At 62.2% G+C, this 15,870-nt stretch carries 13 protein-coding genes; 6 read left to right on the forward strand and 7 right to left on the reverse strand.

The window, feature by feature from the left end:
• Positions 1-111: 111 nt before the first annotated feature.
• From LAN70_08600 to LAN70_08610, 3 genes are all read left to right on the forward strand, one after another.
• Positions 112-1,647 carry a sodium:solute symporter gene (locus tag LAN70_08600; protein MBZ5511218.1) on the forward strand — a complete coding sequence of 512 codons (1,536 nt, stop codon included), beginning with the start codon at positions 112-114 and terminating at the stop codon, positions 1,645-1,647.
• Positions 1,640-3,025, forward strand: a complete 1,386-nt coding sequence (locus LAN70_08605) for an amino acid permease (GenBank protein MBZ5511219.1) — start codon at positions 1,640-1,642, stop codon at positions 3,023-3,025. Before LAN70_08600 ends, LAN70_08605 begins: the two co-directional genes overlap by 8 nt.
• Positions 3,026-3,120: 95 nt before the next feature.
• Positions 3,121-3,462 carry a PilZ domain-containing protein gene (locus tag LAN70_08610; protein ID MBZ5511220.1) on the forward strand — a complete coding sequence of 114 codons (342 nt, stop codon included), beginning with the start codon at positions 3,121-3,123 and terminating at the stop codon, positions 3,460-3,462.
• A gap of 31 nt (positions 3,463-3,493) precedes the next feature.
• On the opposite strand, the gene glgA is transcribed toward LAN70_08610, so the two are convergent.
• Entirely contained in the window at positions 3,494-4,954 is a 1,461-nt protein-coding gene (gene glgA, locus LAN70_08615; GenBank protein MBZ5511221.1) for a glycogen synthase GlgA, read from the reverse strand.
• Between the two features lie 60 nt (positions 4,955-5,014).
• Between glgA and rsmA the strand changes: the two genes are divergently transcribed.
• Both rsmA and amrB read left to right on the forward strand, forming a co-directional pair.
• Positions 5,015-5,896, forward strand: a complete 882-nt coding sequence (rsmA, locus tag LAN70_08620; protein MBZ5511222.1) for a 16S rRNA (adenine(1518)-N(6)/adenine(1519)-N(6))-dimethyltransferase RsmA — start codon at positions 5,015-5,017, stop codon at positions 5,894-5,896.
• Between the two features lie 153 nt (positions 5,897-6,049).
• Complete coding sequence (amrB, locus tag LAN70_08625) at positions 6,050-6,862, forward strand: AmmeMemoRadiSam system protein B (protein ID MBZ5511223.1); 813 nt, start codon at positions 6,050-6,052, stop codon at positions 6,860-6,862.
• A gap of 68 nt (positions 6,863-6,930) precedes the next feature.
• Here amrB and LAN70_08630 read toward each other — a convergent pair whose 3' ends face one another.
• The 6 genes from LAN70_08630 to LAN70_08655 form a co-directional block, all read right to left on the reverse strand.
• Positions 6,931-8,298 (reverse strand): FecR family protein, encoded by a 1,368-nt coding sequence (locus tag LAN70_08630; protein ID MBZ5511224.1) that lies wholly within the window; start codon positions 8,296-8,298, stop codon positions 6,931-6,933.
• Positions 8,299-8,471: 173 nt separating this feature from the next.
• Complete coding sequence (locus LAN70_08635; protein MBZ5511225.1) at positions 8,472-9,188, reverse strand: hypothetical protein; 717 nt, start codon at positions 9,186-9,188, stop codon at positions 8,472-8,474.
• Positions 9,189-9,286: 98 nt separating this feature from the next.
• Positions 9,287-9,790: a crossover junction endodeoxyribonuclease RuvC gene (gene ruvC / locus LAN70_08640; protein ID MBZ5511226.1), complete on the reverse strand. Its 504-nt coding sequence runs from the start codon at positions 9,788-9,790 to the stop codon at positions 9,287-9,289.
• Between the two features lie 479 nt (positions 9,791-10,269).
• Positions 10,270-10,614 (reverse strand): hypothetical protein, encoded by a 345-nt coding sequence (locus LAN70_08645; GenBank protein ID MBZ5511227.1) that lies wholly within the window; start codon positions 10,612-10,614, stop codon positions 10,270-10,272.
• 566 nt (positions 10,615-11,180) lie between these two features.
• Positions 11,181-11,546 carry a DUF962 domain-containing protein gene (locus tag LAN70_08650; GenBank protein ID MBZ5511228.1) on the reverse strand — a complete coding sequence of 122 codons (366 nt, stop codon included), beginning with the start codon at positions 11,544-11,546 and terminating at the stop codon, positions 11,181-11,183.
• 354 nt (positions 11,547-11,900) lie between these two features.
• Positions 11,901-12,971 (reverse strand): hypothetical protein, encoded by a 1,071-nt coding sequence (locus LAN70_08655; protein MBZ5511229.1) that lies wholly within the window; start codon positions 12,969-12,971, stop codon positions 11,901-11,903.
• A 380-nt stretch (positions 12,972-13,351) separates the two neighbouring features.
• Here LAN70_08655 and LAN70_08660 point away from each other — a divergent pair, with 380 nt between their 5' ends.
• Entirely contained in the window at positions 13,352-15,847 is a 2,496-nt protein-coding gene (locus LAN70_08660; protein ID MBZ5511230.1) for a 2-oxoglutarate dehydrogenase E1 component, read from the forward strand.
• The last annotated feature ends 23 nt before the right edge of the window (positions 15,848-15,870 follow it).

A 15,870-nucleotide genomic window follows, 5' to 3' on the forward strand; every position in this document is an offset into this window, starting at 1 on the left:
CATGAGCGCTACGGGCGCGGGTTTTTGCACGACGCAGACGAGTTTTCGAGCATAATGACGGGGCAGTACTGAGCATTGAGTGCCGATTACCGAGAACTCGCCGGACAAAGCATGGGACTGGATCGGCTGGATCTGATCATCATTGCGGTGTACCTGGCGGGCATCACCGCCTTCGGGGTCAGGTTCCGCAAGCGCCAGCACACGCTCCGCGACTACTTCCTCGCCGACCGCAACGTGCCGTGGTGGGCGATTTCGCTCTCCATTGTCGCCGCCGAAACCAGCACGCTCACCATCATCAGCATTCCCGGGCTTGCCTACCGCAGCAACATGACGTTCCTGCAGCTGGTGCTGGGCTACGTGGTGGGACGCTTCATCATCAGCTTGCTGCTCATCCCGCACTATTTCCGCGGCGAGCTGTACACCGCCTACCAGTTGATGGAGAGGCGCTTCGGCGGCAAGCTGCGCTCGCTGACCGCGAGCCTGTTCCTGATCACGCGGTCGGCGGCGGAAGGGGTGCGCGTTTTCGCCGTCGCCATCGTGGTGCGGATCACGCTGGGCGCCGTGCTGCGCGGCTTCAGCGACTTACAGCGCGACGCGATCGCCATCGGCATCGTGACCGCGCTGACCCTGATCTACACCTTCGAAGGCGGTATGACGGCGGTGATCTGGACCGACGTGGTGCAGATGTTCATCTACGTAGGCGGAACGCTGGCCGGGTTCGTGACCCTGCTGCACCTGGTGCCGGGCGGATGGCCGGGTGTGCAATCGCTGGCCGGCGCGGCGGGAAAATTCCGGGTGTTCGACTTCTCACCGGAGTTTTTCAAGGTGTACACGTTCTGGGCAGGCTTGATCGGCGGCGCCTTCCTGACCACGGCGAGCCACGGCACCGACCAGTTGATCGTGCAGCGGCTGCTGGCGGCGCGCTCCGAGGGACAGTCGAAGCTGGCGCTCATCGCCAGCGGCTTTGCGGTGTTTTTTCAATTCGGTTTGTTCCTGCTGGTCGGCGTGCTCCTGTACGCCCTGTATCACACCGCCGCCCGGCCGCCGGCGTGGGCTTCTTACGACGAGATTTTTCCCACGTTTATCGTGACCCGCATGCCGCACGGAATTTCCGGCCTGCTGATCGCCGCGATACTGGCGGCGGCAATGAGTAACCTGAGCGCCGCGCTCAATTCCCTCTCCTCCAGCTCGATCGTGGATTTCTATTTGCGGCGGCATCCCCAGACCAGCGACCGCGAGCGCCTGCGCCTGTCGCGAGCTTCTACCCTGCTGTGGGCGCTGGTGCTGTTCGCACTGGCGATGCTTTCGCGCAACATCAAGGTGGTGGTCGAGGTCGGACTGGCGATTGCCTCGGTGGCCTACGGGGCGCTACTGGGCGTGTTTGGGCTGGGCGTCCTCACCAAGCGTGCCAATGAACGTGGCGCCATGGTGGGATTCTTCTGCGGCTTCGTTTTCAACCTTTATCTCTGGCAGGAGCAGCGGTTGTGGGCGGCGGTTGCGCGCTCCACCGGCTTCTCGCTGGCGCTGCCCCGCGGAGGCGTGCCGTTCACCTGGTATGTTGCCCTGGGTTCCTCGGTGACGTTTGCCATCGGATACGCGGCCAGCCTGCTGTACGCGCGGGAGAAGAGGACGGGCGTGCATGCCTGACACGGCGCCGAATTCGAACAAGAGGCGCGAGCTGGCGCGCGACCTGACGGTGAGCCACGCCGGCGCGATCGTGGTGGGCACCATCATTGGCAGCGGAATTTTCCTGGTGCCGGCGGAGATGATGCAGGCGGTCGGCTCCGCCGAGGTGGTGTACCTGGCGTGGATCGTGGGCGGGCTGCTGTCCATGTTTGGAGCGCTCACCTACTCGGAACTGGCCGCCATGAAGCCGCAGGCCGGCGGCGAGTATGTGTACATGCGCGACGGCTACGGTCCGCTCGGCGGATTTTTGTACGCCTGGACGTACTTCGTGATCGCCAAGCCGGGATCCATGGCCAGCATCGTCACCGGCTTGGTGCGCATCCTCAGCAACCTGAACGCGCTGCAATTCCTGGGTGAAACCCGCGTGGATGGCTGGCATCCCACCGTCTCCGGACAAGCGGTCGCCATCGGCGCCATCGTACTCATCAGCTTCATCAACTACATCGGCGTAAGAAAAGCGGGCGAGTTCCAGTTGTTTTTCACGATGTTGAAGGTGGCGCTGATCCTGGCGATTGTCGGCATGGGATTCGCGTACGCAAAAGGAAGCCTGGGAAATTTTGGCACTCACTATTCGCTGGCGCGCGGCGGCATGGCAGGATTCATGGCGGCGCTGCTGGCGTCGCTGTGGGCTTATGACGGGTGGAACCTGGTGACCACGGTGTCGGCGGAGATTCGCGATCCGCAGCGCAGTTTGCCGCGAGCCTTGATCGCGGGGGTGGCGACGGTCGCAGGGTTGTACATCCTGGTGAACGCGGCGGTGCAGTACGTCATCCCGGCGGAGATGATCGCCCGCTCCAGCAGCCCGGCGCTGGACGCAATCCGGTGGGCCGGGCATGGGATCTTGACTGTGGTGCTGATTGCCATGGCGCTGGCCATGCTTGCCACCTTGAACGGCAGCACGATGACGGGGGCGCGTGTGCCGTTTGCCGTGGCCCGCGATGGCTACTTCTTCTCCGGCCTGGCAAAAGTGCACGAGCGCTTCCGCACGCCATCCACGGCGATCGTGTTGCAGGCAGTGCTGGCGGTTGCGCTGCTGCTGTTCGCGGGCAGTTTTCAGCAACTGTTCTCGCTGACGCTGTTTGCGGAATGGCTGTTCTACCTGCTGGTCACGAGCACCGTCTTCATCTTCCGGCGTCGCGAGCCGGACGCGCCGCGGCCGTATCGTGTATGGGGCTATCCGGCGGTTCCCGCGGTGTTCATTGCGGCCTCGGCGGTGCTGCTCTACTACACCTTTGCGGCCAACGTGCGCAATTCGCTGCTGGGTTGTCTGGTCATCCTCGCGGGAATTCCGGTGTACCTGGTGTTCAGGGGCAAGCGGCAGGCAAGGAGCGAGGCATAAGGCGCAAGGCCTTCCACATTACCAATGGAACTCCTAAGGTGGAATTGTGCTTGCTCCAGCGGCGAGTTCCAAGTAATTTGCAGCAAGGCGGGTAAATGGCGAAAACACACAGCGAAAAGCGGTCGAGCAAGCGAGTCAAGGCGCGGGATAAGGTAAAGGTCAAGGTGGGAAACGGCGCTGTCCGGAACGCCGAGGCGCAGCTTCGCGACGTCAGCTTGCGCGGTGTGTACTTGTACCTGCAAAACAAGGTGATGGAGGGCTCGACTCTGGAAGTCGTGCTGCCGTTGCCGCAGGGCATCCTGGCCGGACCGGAAAATTGGATTCGCTGCAAGTGCCGCGTCGTGCGGGTGGAAAACAAAGACGGCCCGGAATACGGCGTGGCCGCCACGATCGAAGAATTTGAGCCGGTGGACACCACGAAACTGAAGCAAGCGTAGGAGCAGTTTCAAGTTTCAGTTTCAGTTTCAGCTAAGCCGCCGTCACACTCCGCAGTTGCCGCACGCGCTCGTAGATCTTCACGTACTCCCGGGCTGACGCGGTCCAGGAAAAATCCTTATTCATGCCGTTGCGCATCAGCGCCTGCCAGCTTTCCTTGTCGCGAAACGCCTGCAGCGCGGCGCGCATAGTGGCCAGCAGCGCTTCCCCGCTGTACTCGGTGAACTTGAAGCCGGTTCCCTTGCGGGTGTGCGGGTCCCAATTTTCGATGGTGTCGTCCAGACCGCCGGTGGCGCGCACCACCGGCACGGTGCCGTACTTCAGGCTGTAGATCTGGTTCAGGCCGCAGGGCTCATAGCGCGAAGGCATGAGGAACATGTCGGCGCCGGCCTCGATCTTGTGCGCGATTTTGTTGTCGTAGGCGACCTTAACCGCGAACTTCTGCGGAAACTGCTTGTTGAGGCGGCGGAAGAGGTCTTCGTATTCCTTGTCGCCGGCGCCAAGCGCGACCACGATCATGTCCTCGCGCGCCAGCCGGTCGGCGACCTGCAAGATCAGGTCAAAGCCTTTCTGGGCCGCGAACCGCGACACGATGCCGATGACCGGCAACCTGGGATCGGCGTTGCGAACCCCGAATTCGGCCAGCAGATCCTGCTTGCATTTCGCTTTCCCGCCCAGGTCCTCGGGCGAATAGTGGGCGGCGATGAACTTATCAATCTGCGGGCTCCACTCGTTGTAGTCCACGCCGTTCAGGATGCCGGTAACTGTGCCGGCGCGCCCGCGCAGTACGCCTTCCAGCCCGAAGCCGTACTCGGCGGTCTGGATTTCCTGGCTGTACTTCCGGCTGACGGTGGTGACGAAGTCGGAGAAGACGAGCGCGCCCTTCAGGAAGTTCAGCTTGCCGTAGAATTCCAGCTTATCAATCGTAAACAGGTCCCACGGCAGCATGAGCAGCGGCAGCGTGTCGGGCGGAAACAGGCCCTGGTAGCCCATGTTGTGAATGGTAAAGGCGGTCGCGACGTCGCGCAGCGCGGGATCTTCGGCATAGACGCTGCGCAGCAGGATGGGCAACAGCGCCGACTGCCAGTCGTGGCAGTGGAAAACGTCGGGCACGCCCAGGACCTTGCAGCCTTCGAGCACGGCGCGCGAATAGAGGGCGAAGCGCTCGGCGTTGTCGCGGTAGTCGCCCAGCGGCGTGCCGTACAGGGCGTCGCGTTCGAAGTACGCCGGGTAGTCGATAAAGTAGAATTTGACCCCGGAGTGAGTGCCGCCGTCCACCACGGAGCAGAAACGGTAGCGGTCGTCGAAGGGGACGGTGATGCTGCACACCACGGCCTTGGCGTCGGCCAGCTTAGTCTGCTTGTATTTCGGCAGGTAGACGGTGACGTCGTGGCCGAGAGCGGCCAGCGCCGGGGGCAACGCGCCGACCACGTCGGCCAGGCCGCCGGTTTTCGCGAATGGCACACACTCGGATGCCGCAAAGGCGATTTTCATGCTGGGGAAGCCTCCGGGGATGGAACAATTTCGCGTCGAGGAAGTGAAAGGCAAGTCTAAATGGCAAGTCGAAACAGGGTCAATGCCGCAATCGCTGAAGAGAAACCCCCACGACACCCGCCCAAGCTCGGGCAGCATTTCCTGGCCGATCGCGGCGCCGCGGAAAAGATTGTGAGCGCGCTGGGCGGTGTCGCCGCCGAGACCGTGGTGGAGATCGGGCCGGGCAAGGGAGTGCTGACCACCCTCCTGGCAAGAAATGCTGGCAAGCTGATCGCCATTGAACTCGACCGCGTGCTGGCGGCGCAGTTGCGTATGAAGTACGCGGCGTGGCCCAACGTCGAGATCATCGAAGGCGACATCCTCAAGATTGACCTCAGCACGGTGCTGGGGCCGCGGCCGGGAGCGCTGGCCGGTTTGGCGGATGCGCCCAAGCCGATCGCGCAGGTGATCGGGAACATCCCGTACTACATCACGTCCGACATCCTGCTGCGGCTGTTCAGCTATCACGCGTATTTCCAGCGGATCGTGATCATGGTCCAGAAAGAGGTGGCGGACCGGATCGCGGCCAAGCCCGGCGGCAAGGACTACGGGCTGCTCTCGGCGACGGCGCAGCTGTATGCCAAAGTCGAGAAGCTGTTCACCGTTCCTCCGGGCGCGTTCGCGCCGCCGCCCAAGGTGCACTCGGCGGTGCTGCGGCTGACGGTCGTGCCGCAATGGGAGCGCCTGCAGGTGCCGGAGCGCGAATTCATTGAGTTTCTCAAGCTGTCGTTCGGGCAGAAGCGCAAGACGCTGGTCAATAATCTGAAGCCGCGCTACGACGCTGCGCTGGTACAGGCGGCCCTGAAGAAAGCGGGCGTGCGCGCCGATGCCCGAAGTGAAACTCTGCCCCTGGAAAAAGCCGCGGCAGTGCTTCGGATGCTGCGGGCAAACGAGCTATCCTAGGGTGCGAGGCCTAGGGCATTCACCACCGAGGCACCGAGTTCACCGAGGGCCACCGAGTATCCTATTTCGCTGTTTCGATTTGATAGCTCGGTGTTCCTCGGTGTCCTCGGTGTCTCGGTGGTGCACAAAGAACTGACACCCCCGGAGGAAGTCATGGCGACATTCATCCGGCCTCCCGCGGTTGCGGGACGTTTCTACCCTAACAATCCCGACCGATTGTTGCAGGAAGTCCGCGGCTACACCGAAGTGACGGGCGAGAAGCTGCGCGCCATCGGCTGCGTGGTGCCGCACGCCGGATACATGTATTCCGGGCATGTCGCGGGTGCGGTGTATGCGCGGCTGGAGCTGCCGAAAACCTTCATCATCCTGTGCCCCAACCACACCGGCATGGGGCAACCGCTGGCCATCATGAGCGAGGGCGCGTGGATGACGCCCCTGGGCAATGTTCGCATTGACAGCGCGCTCGCCAACGCGCTCCTGCAAACCTTTCCGCAGCTCACCGAAGATGTGATCGCGCACCGCGCCGAGCACGCGCTCGAAGTGCAATTGCCGTTCCTGCAGGCGCTGGTCGGAGACTTTTCCTTTGTGCCGATCACCGTCGGCGTAGGTCAAGTGGAGGTGCTGGAGGCGCTCGGCGACGCCATGGCGCGCGTCATCAGCGCACAGGCGCAGCCTCCGCTGATCGTTTCCTCCAGCGACATGAACCACTATGAGTCCGACAAGATCACGCGGGTGAAGGACCGTAAGGCAATCGACAAGATTCTCGCACTCGATGCCCGCGGGCTGTTCGACGTGGTCAGGCGGGAGAACATCAGCATGTGCGGCTACGCGCCCACGGTGGCAATGCTCACCGCCGCCCAGCGCCTGGGCGCGAAGCGAGCGCAGGTGATTAAGTACGGAACCTCCGGCGACATCTCCGGCGACCGCGAGCAGGTGGTGGGATACGCGGGAATCGCAGTGATTTAGTGATTGGGCGACCCGGCGTCCCAGCGACTTCCGCAAATCACTCAATCACAAATCACTGAATCACCAAATCACTTTGGCGGTCTGCTCCCGCCACTGCTGTGGCTCCCGCCGCTGTGCCCGCCGCCTGAAGGCGCGGCGGAATGCGCCGCTGTCGGAGCCGACGCACGCGGCGAAGGCTGCGGGTGCGGTCCGGGTGCACCGCGACCCGGGTAATGCGGGCGCATGTCGGGACGCGGGCCGCCGCGTATAGGTATCGGCGAGCCCGGGGCAGCGATGCCCGTCCCGGGAGCGGGAGCGCCCGCCGGTGCCGCCACCGTCGTATCCGCGTTTCTGCCACCCAAGAATCCCTCGGCCGGCCCGACTTTGCGGTGATCGCGAATCACACCGTTGTCCACCACCACCGTCGGATAGGGGTTCGCTCTGCCACCTCCGCCGACCACCGTCACTGGAGGCGGCGGCTTGGGACCGTGGTAGAACCGCGGCGGATTATAGACCGGCGGCACGGTGTACCAGGTGTTCCACAATCCTGGCCGCCATGCCCAACCGCAGTTGCTACTAAACATCCACGAGCCGTAGCGGTATGGTGTCCAGCCCCACGGATAAGTTGAAACCCAGGTATATCCGAAGCTCGGGTACCAAGCCCAGGCGCCGTTGTAGAACGGGTCCCAGCCGTAGCCGACGCCGAAGGGCCGCCACATCATGCCGTAACCCGGGCAGCTATTCCAGGATCCGTAATAGTTCAGATCGCTGGCGCCGTAATAGTAGGGCGAGTGCATGTTGTAAGAGCTGGACGCGTACTGCAAGGCGTAGTTGATGCGGTCGTTGTCCCACTCGTCGAAGCTCTCGGGCGCAACGCTCTTCGCCAGATCGTAGCCGCCGTGATCGGCAACATCGAAGGTGAGAGTTTCGTTTTTCTTGACCGTCAGGTGCGCTTGCGGATCGTTGATATCCAGGTCGCCCTTGAACACCGCCAGTTCGGGATTGCCGCCGGCGAGATCGAGGCGGAAGTGGACGTTGCGGTCCGCGGTGATTTCACGGTTAGCAAAGGCGACGCGGAAATTGTCGTCGCGCTTGTGCCGGACGCTGAAATAGGCGGTGCCCTGGCTGACCAGCACGGTGGTGACGCGCGCGCCCGAGGAGCGCAGCCCCAGCGCCGGGAATTCGACAGCGGTGCGCGGCGCCAGGCGCAGCGTGGTGCCGTCTTCAAACTCCACTTCGGCGCGGGCGTCGTCCGCGGTGGAAAGTTTCATGCCCTGCGTGATGGGCATGTTCATGATGGCTTTTTCGAATCCCTGTCCCCGATCGATCTGCACCGCGCCGTCCACCAGGCTGAGGCGCACAATGCGGGCCTGGGAGTCGGCGCGAGCCGCGGGGGCGAACACCAATGCTGCTACCAGCACGAGCAGCAAAGACACCACCACCCTGCGTGTCGTCATAGGAGCCTCCGCGGATTACTCCGTCTACCCTATCTAACCCGCATTGTAGCGCGGAGTTGCGGCGGGAGTAAGGAGTCCCGAGACGCGAGTCCCGGGTGAGCAGCCCGGAACCCGATTTACAGCTTCCGGCAGGCCCGCGTGACACCCGCGACCCGGGTCTCGGGACTCGGGACTTATTGCGGAGCGGCGGCGCGGGCTGCGGGATTCGACTTGATGACTTGCAGCAGGTGCTCGGCCCGGCGGCGGGTCACGTTCAGGATGGAGCTGTCGTTGAAGACGCGCTCCAGTTGCGGCGCAACCGCCTGCAACTCCCCCAGCCGCTTGTTCTTTTCCTGCTCCTCCATGGACTTGAGTTCCGCCTCCAAGCCGAGCTTGTCATAACGGTGGAGATAGTCCAGCCGGCGCCCGAATTCCATGGTGTTGGATATGTTCTGGAAGATGGTGGTCAGCTCCTGCAGTTGCGGGTTGGTGGAGTAGTTGTACGTGGTATGGGTTTCCCGGTCGGCCCAGGCGCACTTCAGCGTTTTGGCGCCCATGTTGGCCAGACGGCCGCCGCGGTATTCAAATTGACCCTTGAAGCACTGGAGGGCCAGGGCGAGGTCGAAAATGCGAACACGCGTCGGATCGGTAACCACGAACTGCTGCGCGTAGGGTTGCATCGGCGCGGCGTCGGCGGCGGCGGAGACCTCACCGGCGTGGTACGTCGCCTTGCCATCGGGTTCCACGACGATCCAGTAGTGCGGTGGCGTGCTGCCCTCCAGAAGGAAATCAAAGGAGACAATCGGGAGCACGGCCTGCTTGGCCATCGGCTCGGGCTTGGGAGATTGCGCCCGGCACGCGCATGACAATGCGAGCCACGCCAACAGGACGGTCAAGGTGCGATAGACCATGCGGGAGACAGTGTAAATGGTCTTCAGTCTTCGGTCTTCAGTCGCCAGCGAACGCGCCTCGCTTGCCCGCCTGAAGGCTGACGCCTGGCGACTGAAGACTATGATTTCCGCGCCGCCTGGCGGCTCAGCGTTGCCGCGGTGTGCAGGTGGCAAATGGCGATGGCCAGCGCGTCGGAGGCGTCCTGCGGTTGCGGCACGGCCGGCAAGCGCAGCAGGCGCATGACCATCTGCTGCACCTGCGATTTGTCCGCCTTGCCGTATCCCACCACTGCCGACTTGATGGACAGCGGCGAGTATTCCGCCACCTCCAGGCCGCAGGACGACGCCGCCAGCATGGCCACGCCTCGCACTTGCCCCAGCTTGAGCGCCGACTTGGCGTTGACGGCGTAGAACACTTCTTCGATCGCGACCGTGTCCGGCCGGTGCCGCTCGATGATGTCCCGCAGTTCGCCAAAGATCTGCAGCAGCCGCACCGGCAGCGGCTTTTTCGGATTCAGGTGGACCGCGCCGCAGGTGATGTGGCGTAATTCGCCGCGCGCATCCTGCTCCACCACGCCGTATCCGGTGTATTCGCCGCCGCAATCAATGCCCAGGACCCGCATGCAAGCGGAGTGTACAACAGGCGGCAGACTTTAGGCTTTAGGCTTCAGGGCTCAAGGGACCGGACATCGAATAACGACCCTTGCTACGGGCGTCCGGGATAATGTGCCTAAAAAGGTAAATCAGTTTGAACCACCCGGTAGTTTCCAGGAGGATCAGGCCACCCCACAAATCACTGTGTTTTCCTCGATAACGTTCCCTCCAATGCCAGATGGTCACCAAAGACAAATAAACCATTCCCGGCACTAGAAACAGCAGACCGACAATGATCAGCACAACCGGCGGATCCAGAAACATGCATGGGAGCAGAATGGCGGCACCGAGCAGCGACAAAATCCCTAGTCGCAACAGCCACCGAAATCTTGATTGCCAGCGTGTCGGGTGCATGTCCCGTAGTCTATTACTGTTCGCCGAGCGATGTGTAGCTCAACCAACGCAAAAAGGGCAGCCGGAGCTGCCCTCTCTGCCTGCCGACGAAAAGCTAGCGCCAGCCCCAGGCGTGCTGGTCGCGGTGGATGTCACGGTTGTCGTGGCGCACATCGCGATAGTCGTGGCGGAGGTCGCGCTGTCTTGCGCGAATTTCGGCGCGCTCGCGGCGCGCGGCGGTGTAGTTGCCCACGCGGTAGTCGTGGCGCAGCTCGGCGCGATCGTAGGCGATGCTGCGCTTGTCCTGGTGAATGTCGCGCCAGTCCTGGCGGCGGTCGCGATAATCGTTACGCACGTCGTGCCTGCGGGCGCGCCAACCCCAGTCATCGCGATCTTGCGCCATCACGCTGGTGCCGGCAACCGTGGCAAAGAACAAAACTCCCATCAGCAGTTTCTTCATTTCCTTTCACCTCCGGTCCGATCCCAGGACCTTATGGAGGTGTGAACCCAGCAGAGGAAAAGAGTTGCGTTACCAACGGCGACGGGTGGTTGGACTTCAGGCGTTGGGCTTTAGGCTTTGGGCTTTAGGGACTCACAAGTGAAGACTACCGGCTGGTGACTATGCAACCAGTCCTGCGCGGACGCGCTGGCGGCGGCAGGGGTTGCGGCGGTTCGGCGAGCAGCATCCAGTCAGGGCCTTAGCTTTGCCGCCTTGAGCAGCTCAAGGATATTAGCGAGGCGTTTCGCCCTGGCGCGCAATTTCCCCGCAACCTCCGTGAGTTGGCTGTGTCTCTCAGGGCAATCGGCCTGCTGCGCTCGTTGCCGGGCAAGCTCGCTGAAAGTATTCAACTCCGCGATCTCATTCTCCAGCCACTGCGCATCCGAATCGTATTCGTAACGGCTTGACGCCATGAGACGAGTATGGCCACAGGCCTGGGGCTCGTCCATGTCACGGAGGTAAGTTTCGAGCGCTGCTGGCGTAACGAAAGTAATAGGTAATTTCCTCGCGCCGGAGGTCGTTTCGTTTTAGTCCTGCGCGGAGGCGCCTGCGGACGCGCGACTGGCGGCGGCTTCGGCGCGTGCCATCCAGACCTGGAGGCGGCCGCTGATCATCAGGCCGAGCATGCGGAAGTCGCTAATGAACGACCACCACGGGTGGCCCCAGGTGGCCGGCCGGTTGCCCTCCACCAGCAGGTGCCCGACCCACGCAAATCCGTAACCGACCGGGAGCCATAACAGCGCGAACCAGGGATGATGCAGCAGCAGCGCGGCCATGGCGATGGCCAGGCCCAGCGAGGTTCCCAGCGCGTGCAGCATGCGATTGGCGCGCTGGCTGTGCTGCCGCAGGTAGAAAAGAAAAAACTCGTCGTAGGTGCGGAATTCCGTGCTCATGCTCGTGACACCGTTCATCACAACGTGGTGTGACCCGGCCAACAGCGTGTCCCTCATCCGATGACCTAAATAGTACCGCAGGAGAGCACGCGTAAACGGTCGGAAGCTCGTTATCTCTGCAGAGTTACCTGTAGTTGTGCCACGACTGGATCGTCGCTTCTCTTTCTGGGGTAGTCGGTCAATTTCCGGCTGGGCCGTGATCCGACCGGAATCAGGCCCTCAACGTCGCCATCAGCGTCACTTCCCAGATGCCGACTTCTGGCCCCTTTTGCCTGAATGGTCGCGGACGATGTCGAAGCCAGTGACAGTCACTTCATGAATGCCCATCCCACCGTTGAAAAGCCAATAACTAGGCTAAACCCCAGACTGCCTAACGGATCGGATGGCAGAGACGTGCTCCAGAAAGAGCATTTGCAACGGGGTTTTCGTGATGAGTGTCGAAGAGGCCTTATATGCCCAGTGTCTGATATATTCCGGTAACATCTCCACCGCAGCTTTCACGACACTGTTAATCCCCTTGGGCATCCAGCAGACGGCAAGTTCATAAAATGCCCGATGCTGAGCGCTCTGGACCTCGGCACCAAAATATCGAGCGGCTGCAGCAAGCTGTGAACGATACTCAGCAAGGAGAGATTCGAATCGCGGCCTGTCGAGGTCCTGGATCGCTAAATCAAGCTCAAACATGGCTTTTCTTAGAAAGCCTTTCTCACGGTAATCGAGTGCGATGTCAATCGCGTCGCGAGGATTGCCCCTCGCAGCGGCAAGAATGGACGCACCTACAAATGGGACGTCAGCGCTATAGGTCGTCCACGTAACAGATTGCAGCAGCGAATAGTAGAACTCATTGAGCGCATTTACGTAGTCGGTTTCATTTAGGCGAGATCCTTGAGCGAGGGGCAATCTGGCTTGACAGATGCCGTCGTGAGGAGCACGAGCCCAGATCATTGGCGGTAGTTTGGACAGCAGCTTTCCCCTGTACTGATATGGCAGATATACGCATCCGTTCTCGTGTGCATGAGACTGGAGAAAGATGCCTCGGTGTAGAAACATTGCTTGTGCCAGTTCCTCATCGCTTAACTTGAGGTCATTGGCCTCGTTCAAAGCTTGGAACTGTTCGCGATAAATGTAATCCTTAGCGAAGTACACGTTGGGTATCTTCTCGCCGGAATCCAACAAAATGTCTTTCTTGAGCGGCGAGCAGAGAACATCGTATGCTTTTGCGCATGATTCTTGTTCATTTATCGCTGAACGACCGAATGAGACGTTCTTTATAAGCAGCGACACCGACCGCGGCAATAGTCGTTTCAACTGGTCAACCCATCCTGCACTAGAGCCGTCGATCCTTCCCGCGGACCTATACCCTTCGCTTCTGAGCTCCTTGTCGTTCCATGCCGAAGATGATTCGAGCAGCATCTCCTCGTACATACATATGGCTGTCAAGAAGTCGGCTAGGGACGCTTCATCTATCGACCGGTGGTCGGGATAATTGCTAAGAAACCTCCGATGCATCTCAACATCTGGACTATAGAGGCGCATTACACCCGCGAAAGCCGAATTGTCGATCAGGGCTCGTGTTGAGGTCCTAGCCGCCACCAAGGGGCCCCCCTCTTGTAGTTTAAGTGCCGGGGCAGTATGTCGAAATGTACCATATGGCCCCCAAACGGGCTTGTGGGAAGTGCAAACGAGGGTTCCGGGCGAATAGTCGGCAATCCGGAAATGGATCCACTACGCTGGGCTGACTGGACACTTGGGAAGGCTTAGACTAGGTGATTGGGCCGCCTTCGCCGCGCCCGCCCGAGCCGATCATGACCGCCATCAAGCAGCCGACTCCCTTCCCTGCCGACCTGGACCGCCGCGACCTTGAGCGCGAGCGCGTCTTCGACGCCTTCCACCGCTGGGGATACTTGCAGGCGTCGCTCGACCCGCTCGGGCTTCATCTGCCGCCGCTGCCCTTCCCTGATCTCGACGACCTGCGCGGCCCGTATTCCGACGAGGCCCGCCGCATTTACTCCGGCACGATCGGCGCGGAATTCATGCACATTCCCGACCGCGAGCAGCGCCGCTGGATCGCCGCGCGCCTGGAAGAAGCATCGGACGCGCCCACGCCCGATCGCGCGCGCATTCTCGACCTGCTGCTGCGGGCGGAATTATTCGAGCAGGCGATTCAATCGCGCTATCTCGGCACCAAGCGCTTTTCCCTCGAAGGCGTCACCGCGCTGATTCCCTTCCTCGACCAGATGATGCAGAACGCCATCGGCCGCGGCGCGCAGCAGGCAGTTCTCGCCATGAGCCATCGCGGACGGCTGAACGTGATGGTGCACATCGTCGGCACGCCGCCGGCCGACATCTTCTCGCGCTTTGAAGACGTGGACCCGCGCAGCGTGCTGGGCGGCGGCGACGTCAAGTACCACATCGGCGCCACCGGCGATTACACCGCGCCCGACGGCCGCAAGCTGCACATCCACCTCGTCTCCAATCCCAGCCATCTGGAAGCGGTGGACCCGGTGGCCGTGGGACGCACCCGCGCCAAGCAGATACGCCGCGGCGAGCACGGCTGCGACCAGGTCTTCGCCGTCGTCATCCACGGCGACGCCGCCTTTGCCGGCCAGGGCATCTGGGCCGAGACGCTGAATTACGCCGAAATCCCCGGCTACTCGGTCGGCGGATCGGTGCACGTCATCGCCAACAACCTGATCGGCTTCACCACCGAGCCGGTGGAAGATCACAGCACGCGCTTCGCCTCCGACCTTGCCCGGCGCAACAACATCCCGATTTTTCACGTCAACGGCGAAGATCCCGACGCCGTGGTGCGCCTGGCGCAGATCGCGCTCGAGTATCGCTACACCTTTCGCCGCGACGTGGTGGTGGACATCCTCGGCTACCGCCGCCACGGCCACAGCGAAATTGACGATCCCACCATCACGCAGCCGCTCGTCTACCGCCGCATCAAGGATCATCCGCCGCTGTGGCAACTCTACGCCGAGCGCATGAGTGACGACGAAGACACCAGCGCGCGGGTGAAGCAGGTTCAGGACGAACTGGCGCAGGCGCAGAAGCAGGGCGCCGCGGCAACCAAGCAGCCGAGGCTGGCGGAACTTCCGGAATACTGGTCGAAGTACAAGGGCGGTGCCTACCAGAAGGAATACGAGGTGGATACCGGCGTCCCGACGGACGAACTCGCCCGCATCGCGCAGGTGATCGGCAGCGCGCCCGACGGTTTCCATGTTCATCCAAAGGTCAAGAAGCTGCTCGAACAGCGCCGCGAGATGGGCGCGGGCAAACGCCCGGTGGACTACGGCATGGCGGAAGCGCTGGCGTTCGGCTCGCTGCTCGCCTCCGGCACGCCGGTGCGCCTCAGCGGCCAGGACAGCCGCCGCGGCACTTTCAACCAGCGCCACGACGTGCTCATTGACACCGAAAACGCCGGCGAGTACATCCCTCTGCAATACGTCTCGCCGCGACAGGCGCGTTTCGAGGTGTACAACTCATCGCTCTCGGAAGCCGGCGTGATGGGCTTCGAATACGGCTACAGCCGCGACTTTCCCGAGACCCTGACGCTCTGGGAGGCGCAGTTCGGCGACTTCGCCAACGGCGCGCAGGTGATCATTGACCAGTTCATCGCTGCCGGCGAGGACAAGTGGAACCTGCTCTCCGGGCTGGTTCTGCTGCTGCCGCATGGGTACGAGGGCCAGGGCCCGGAGCACTCCAGCGCGCGCATCGAGCGCTACCTGCAACTGGCGGCGCGCGACAACATGCAGATTTGCCAGCCTTCGAATGCGGCCCAGTATTTCCACCTGCTGCGCCGCCAGGCGCTGCGGCCGTGGCGCAAGCCGCTGGTGGTGTTTACGCCCAAGAGCATGCTGCGCCGTCCCGAGGCGGCCTCACCGCTGGCGGATTTTTCCGCGCCTCGCTTTCACAACGTTCTCGCCGACCACGATGTCCAGAACGCCTCGCGCGTCCTGTTGTGCAACGGCAAGATCGGCCACGAACTGCGCGAAGAGCGAAAGCGCCGCAAGGATACCTCGACCGCAATCGTCTTTCTGGAGCAGATGTATCCCTTCCCTGAAGCCGAACTCCAGGCCGAACTCGACCGCCACGCCAGTGCGCGCGATATCGTCTGGGTGCAAGAAGAGCCGGCAAACATGGGCGCACTGTGGTTTGTGATGCCGCGGCTCCGCCGGCTGGCGAAGGGACGTCCCGCACGTTCGGTGAAACGCTCCGGCAGCGCCAGTCCTGCGACCGGCTCGGCGAAAGCGCACGAGATGGAGCAGAAGACGCTGCTGGCGCTGGCGTTTGCCTAGGGTGGATTGCTTCCCCGTGAGCC

This window comes from Terriglobia bacterium, from assembly GCA_020072845.1.
Taxonomy (GTDB): Bacteria; Acidobacteriota; Terriglobia; order Terriglobales; family Acidobacteriaceae; genus JAIQGF01.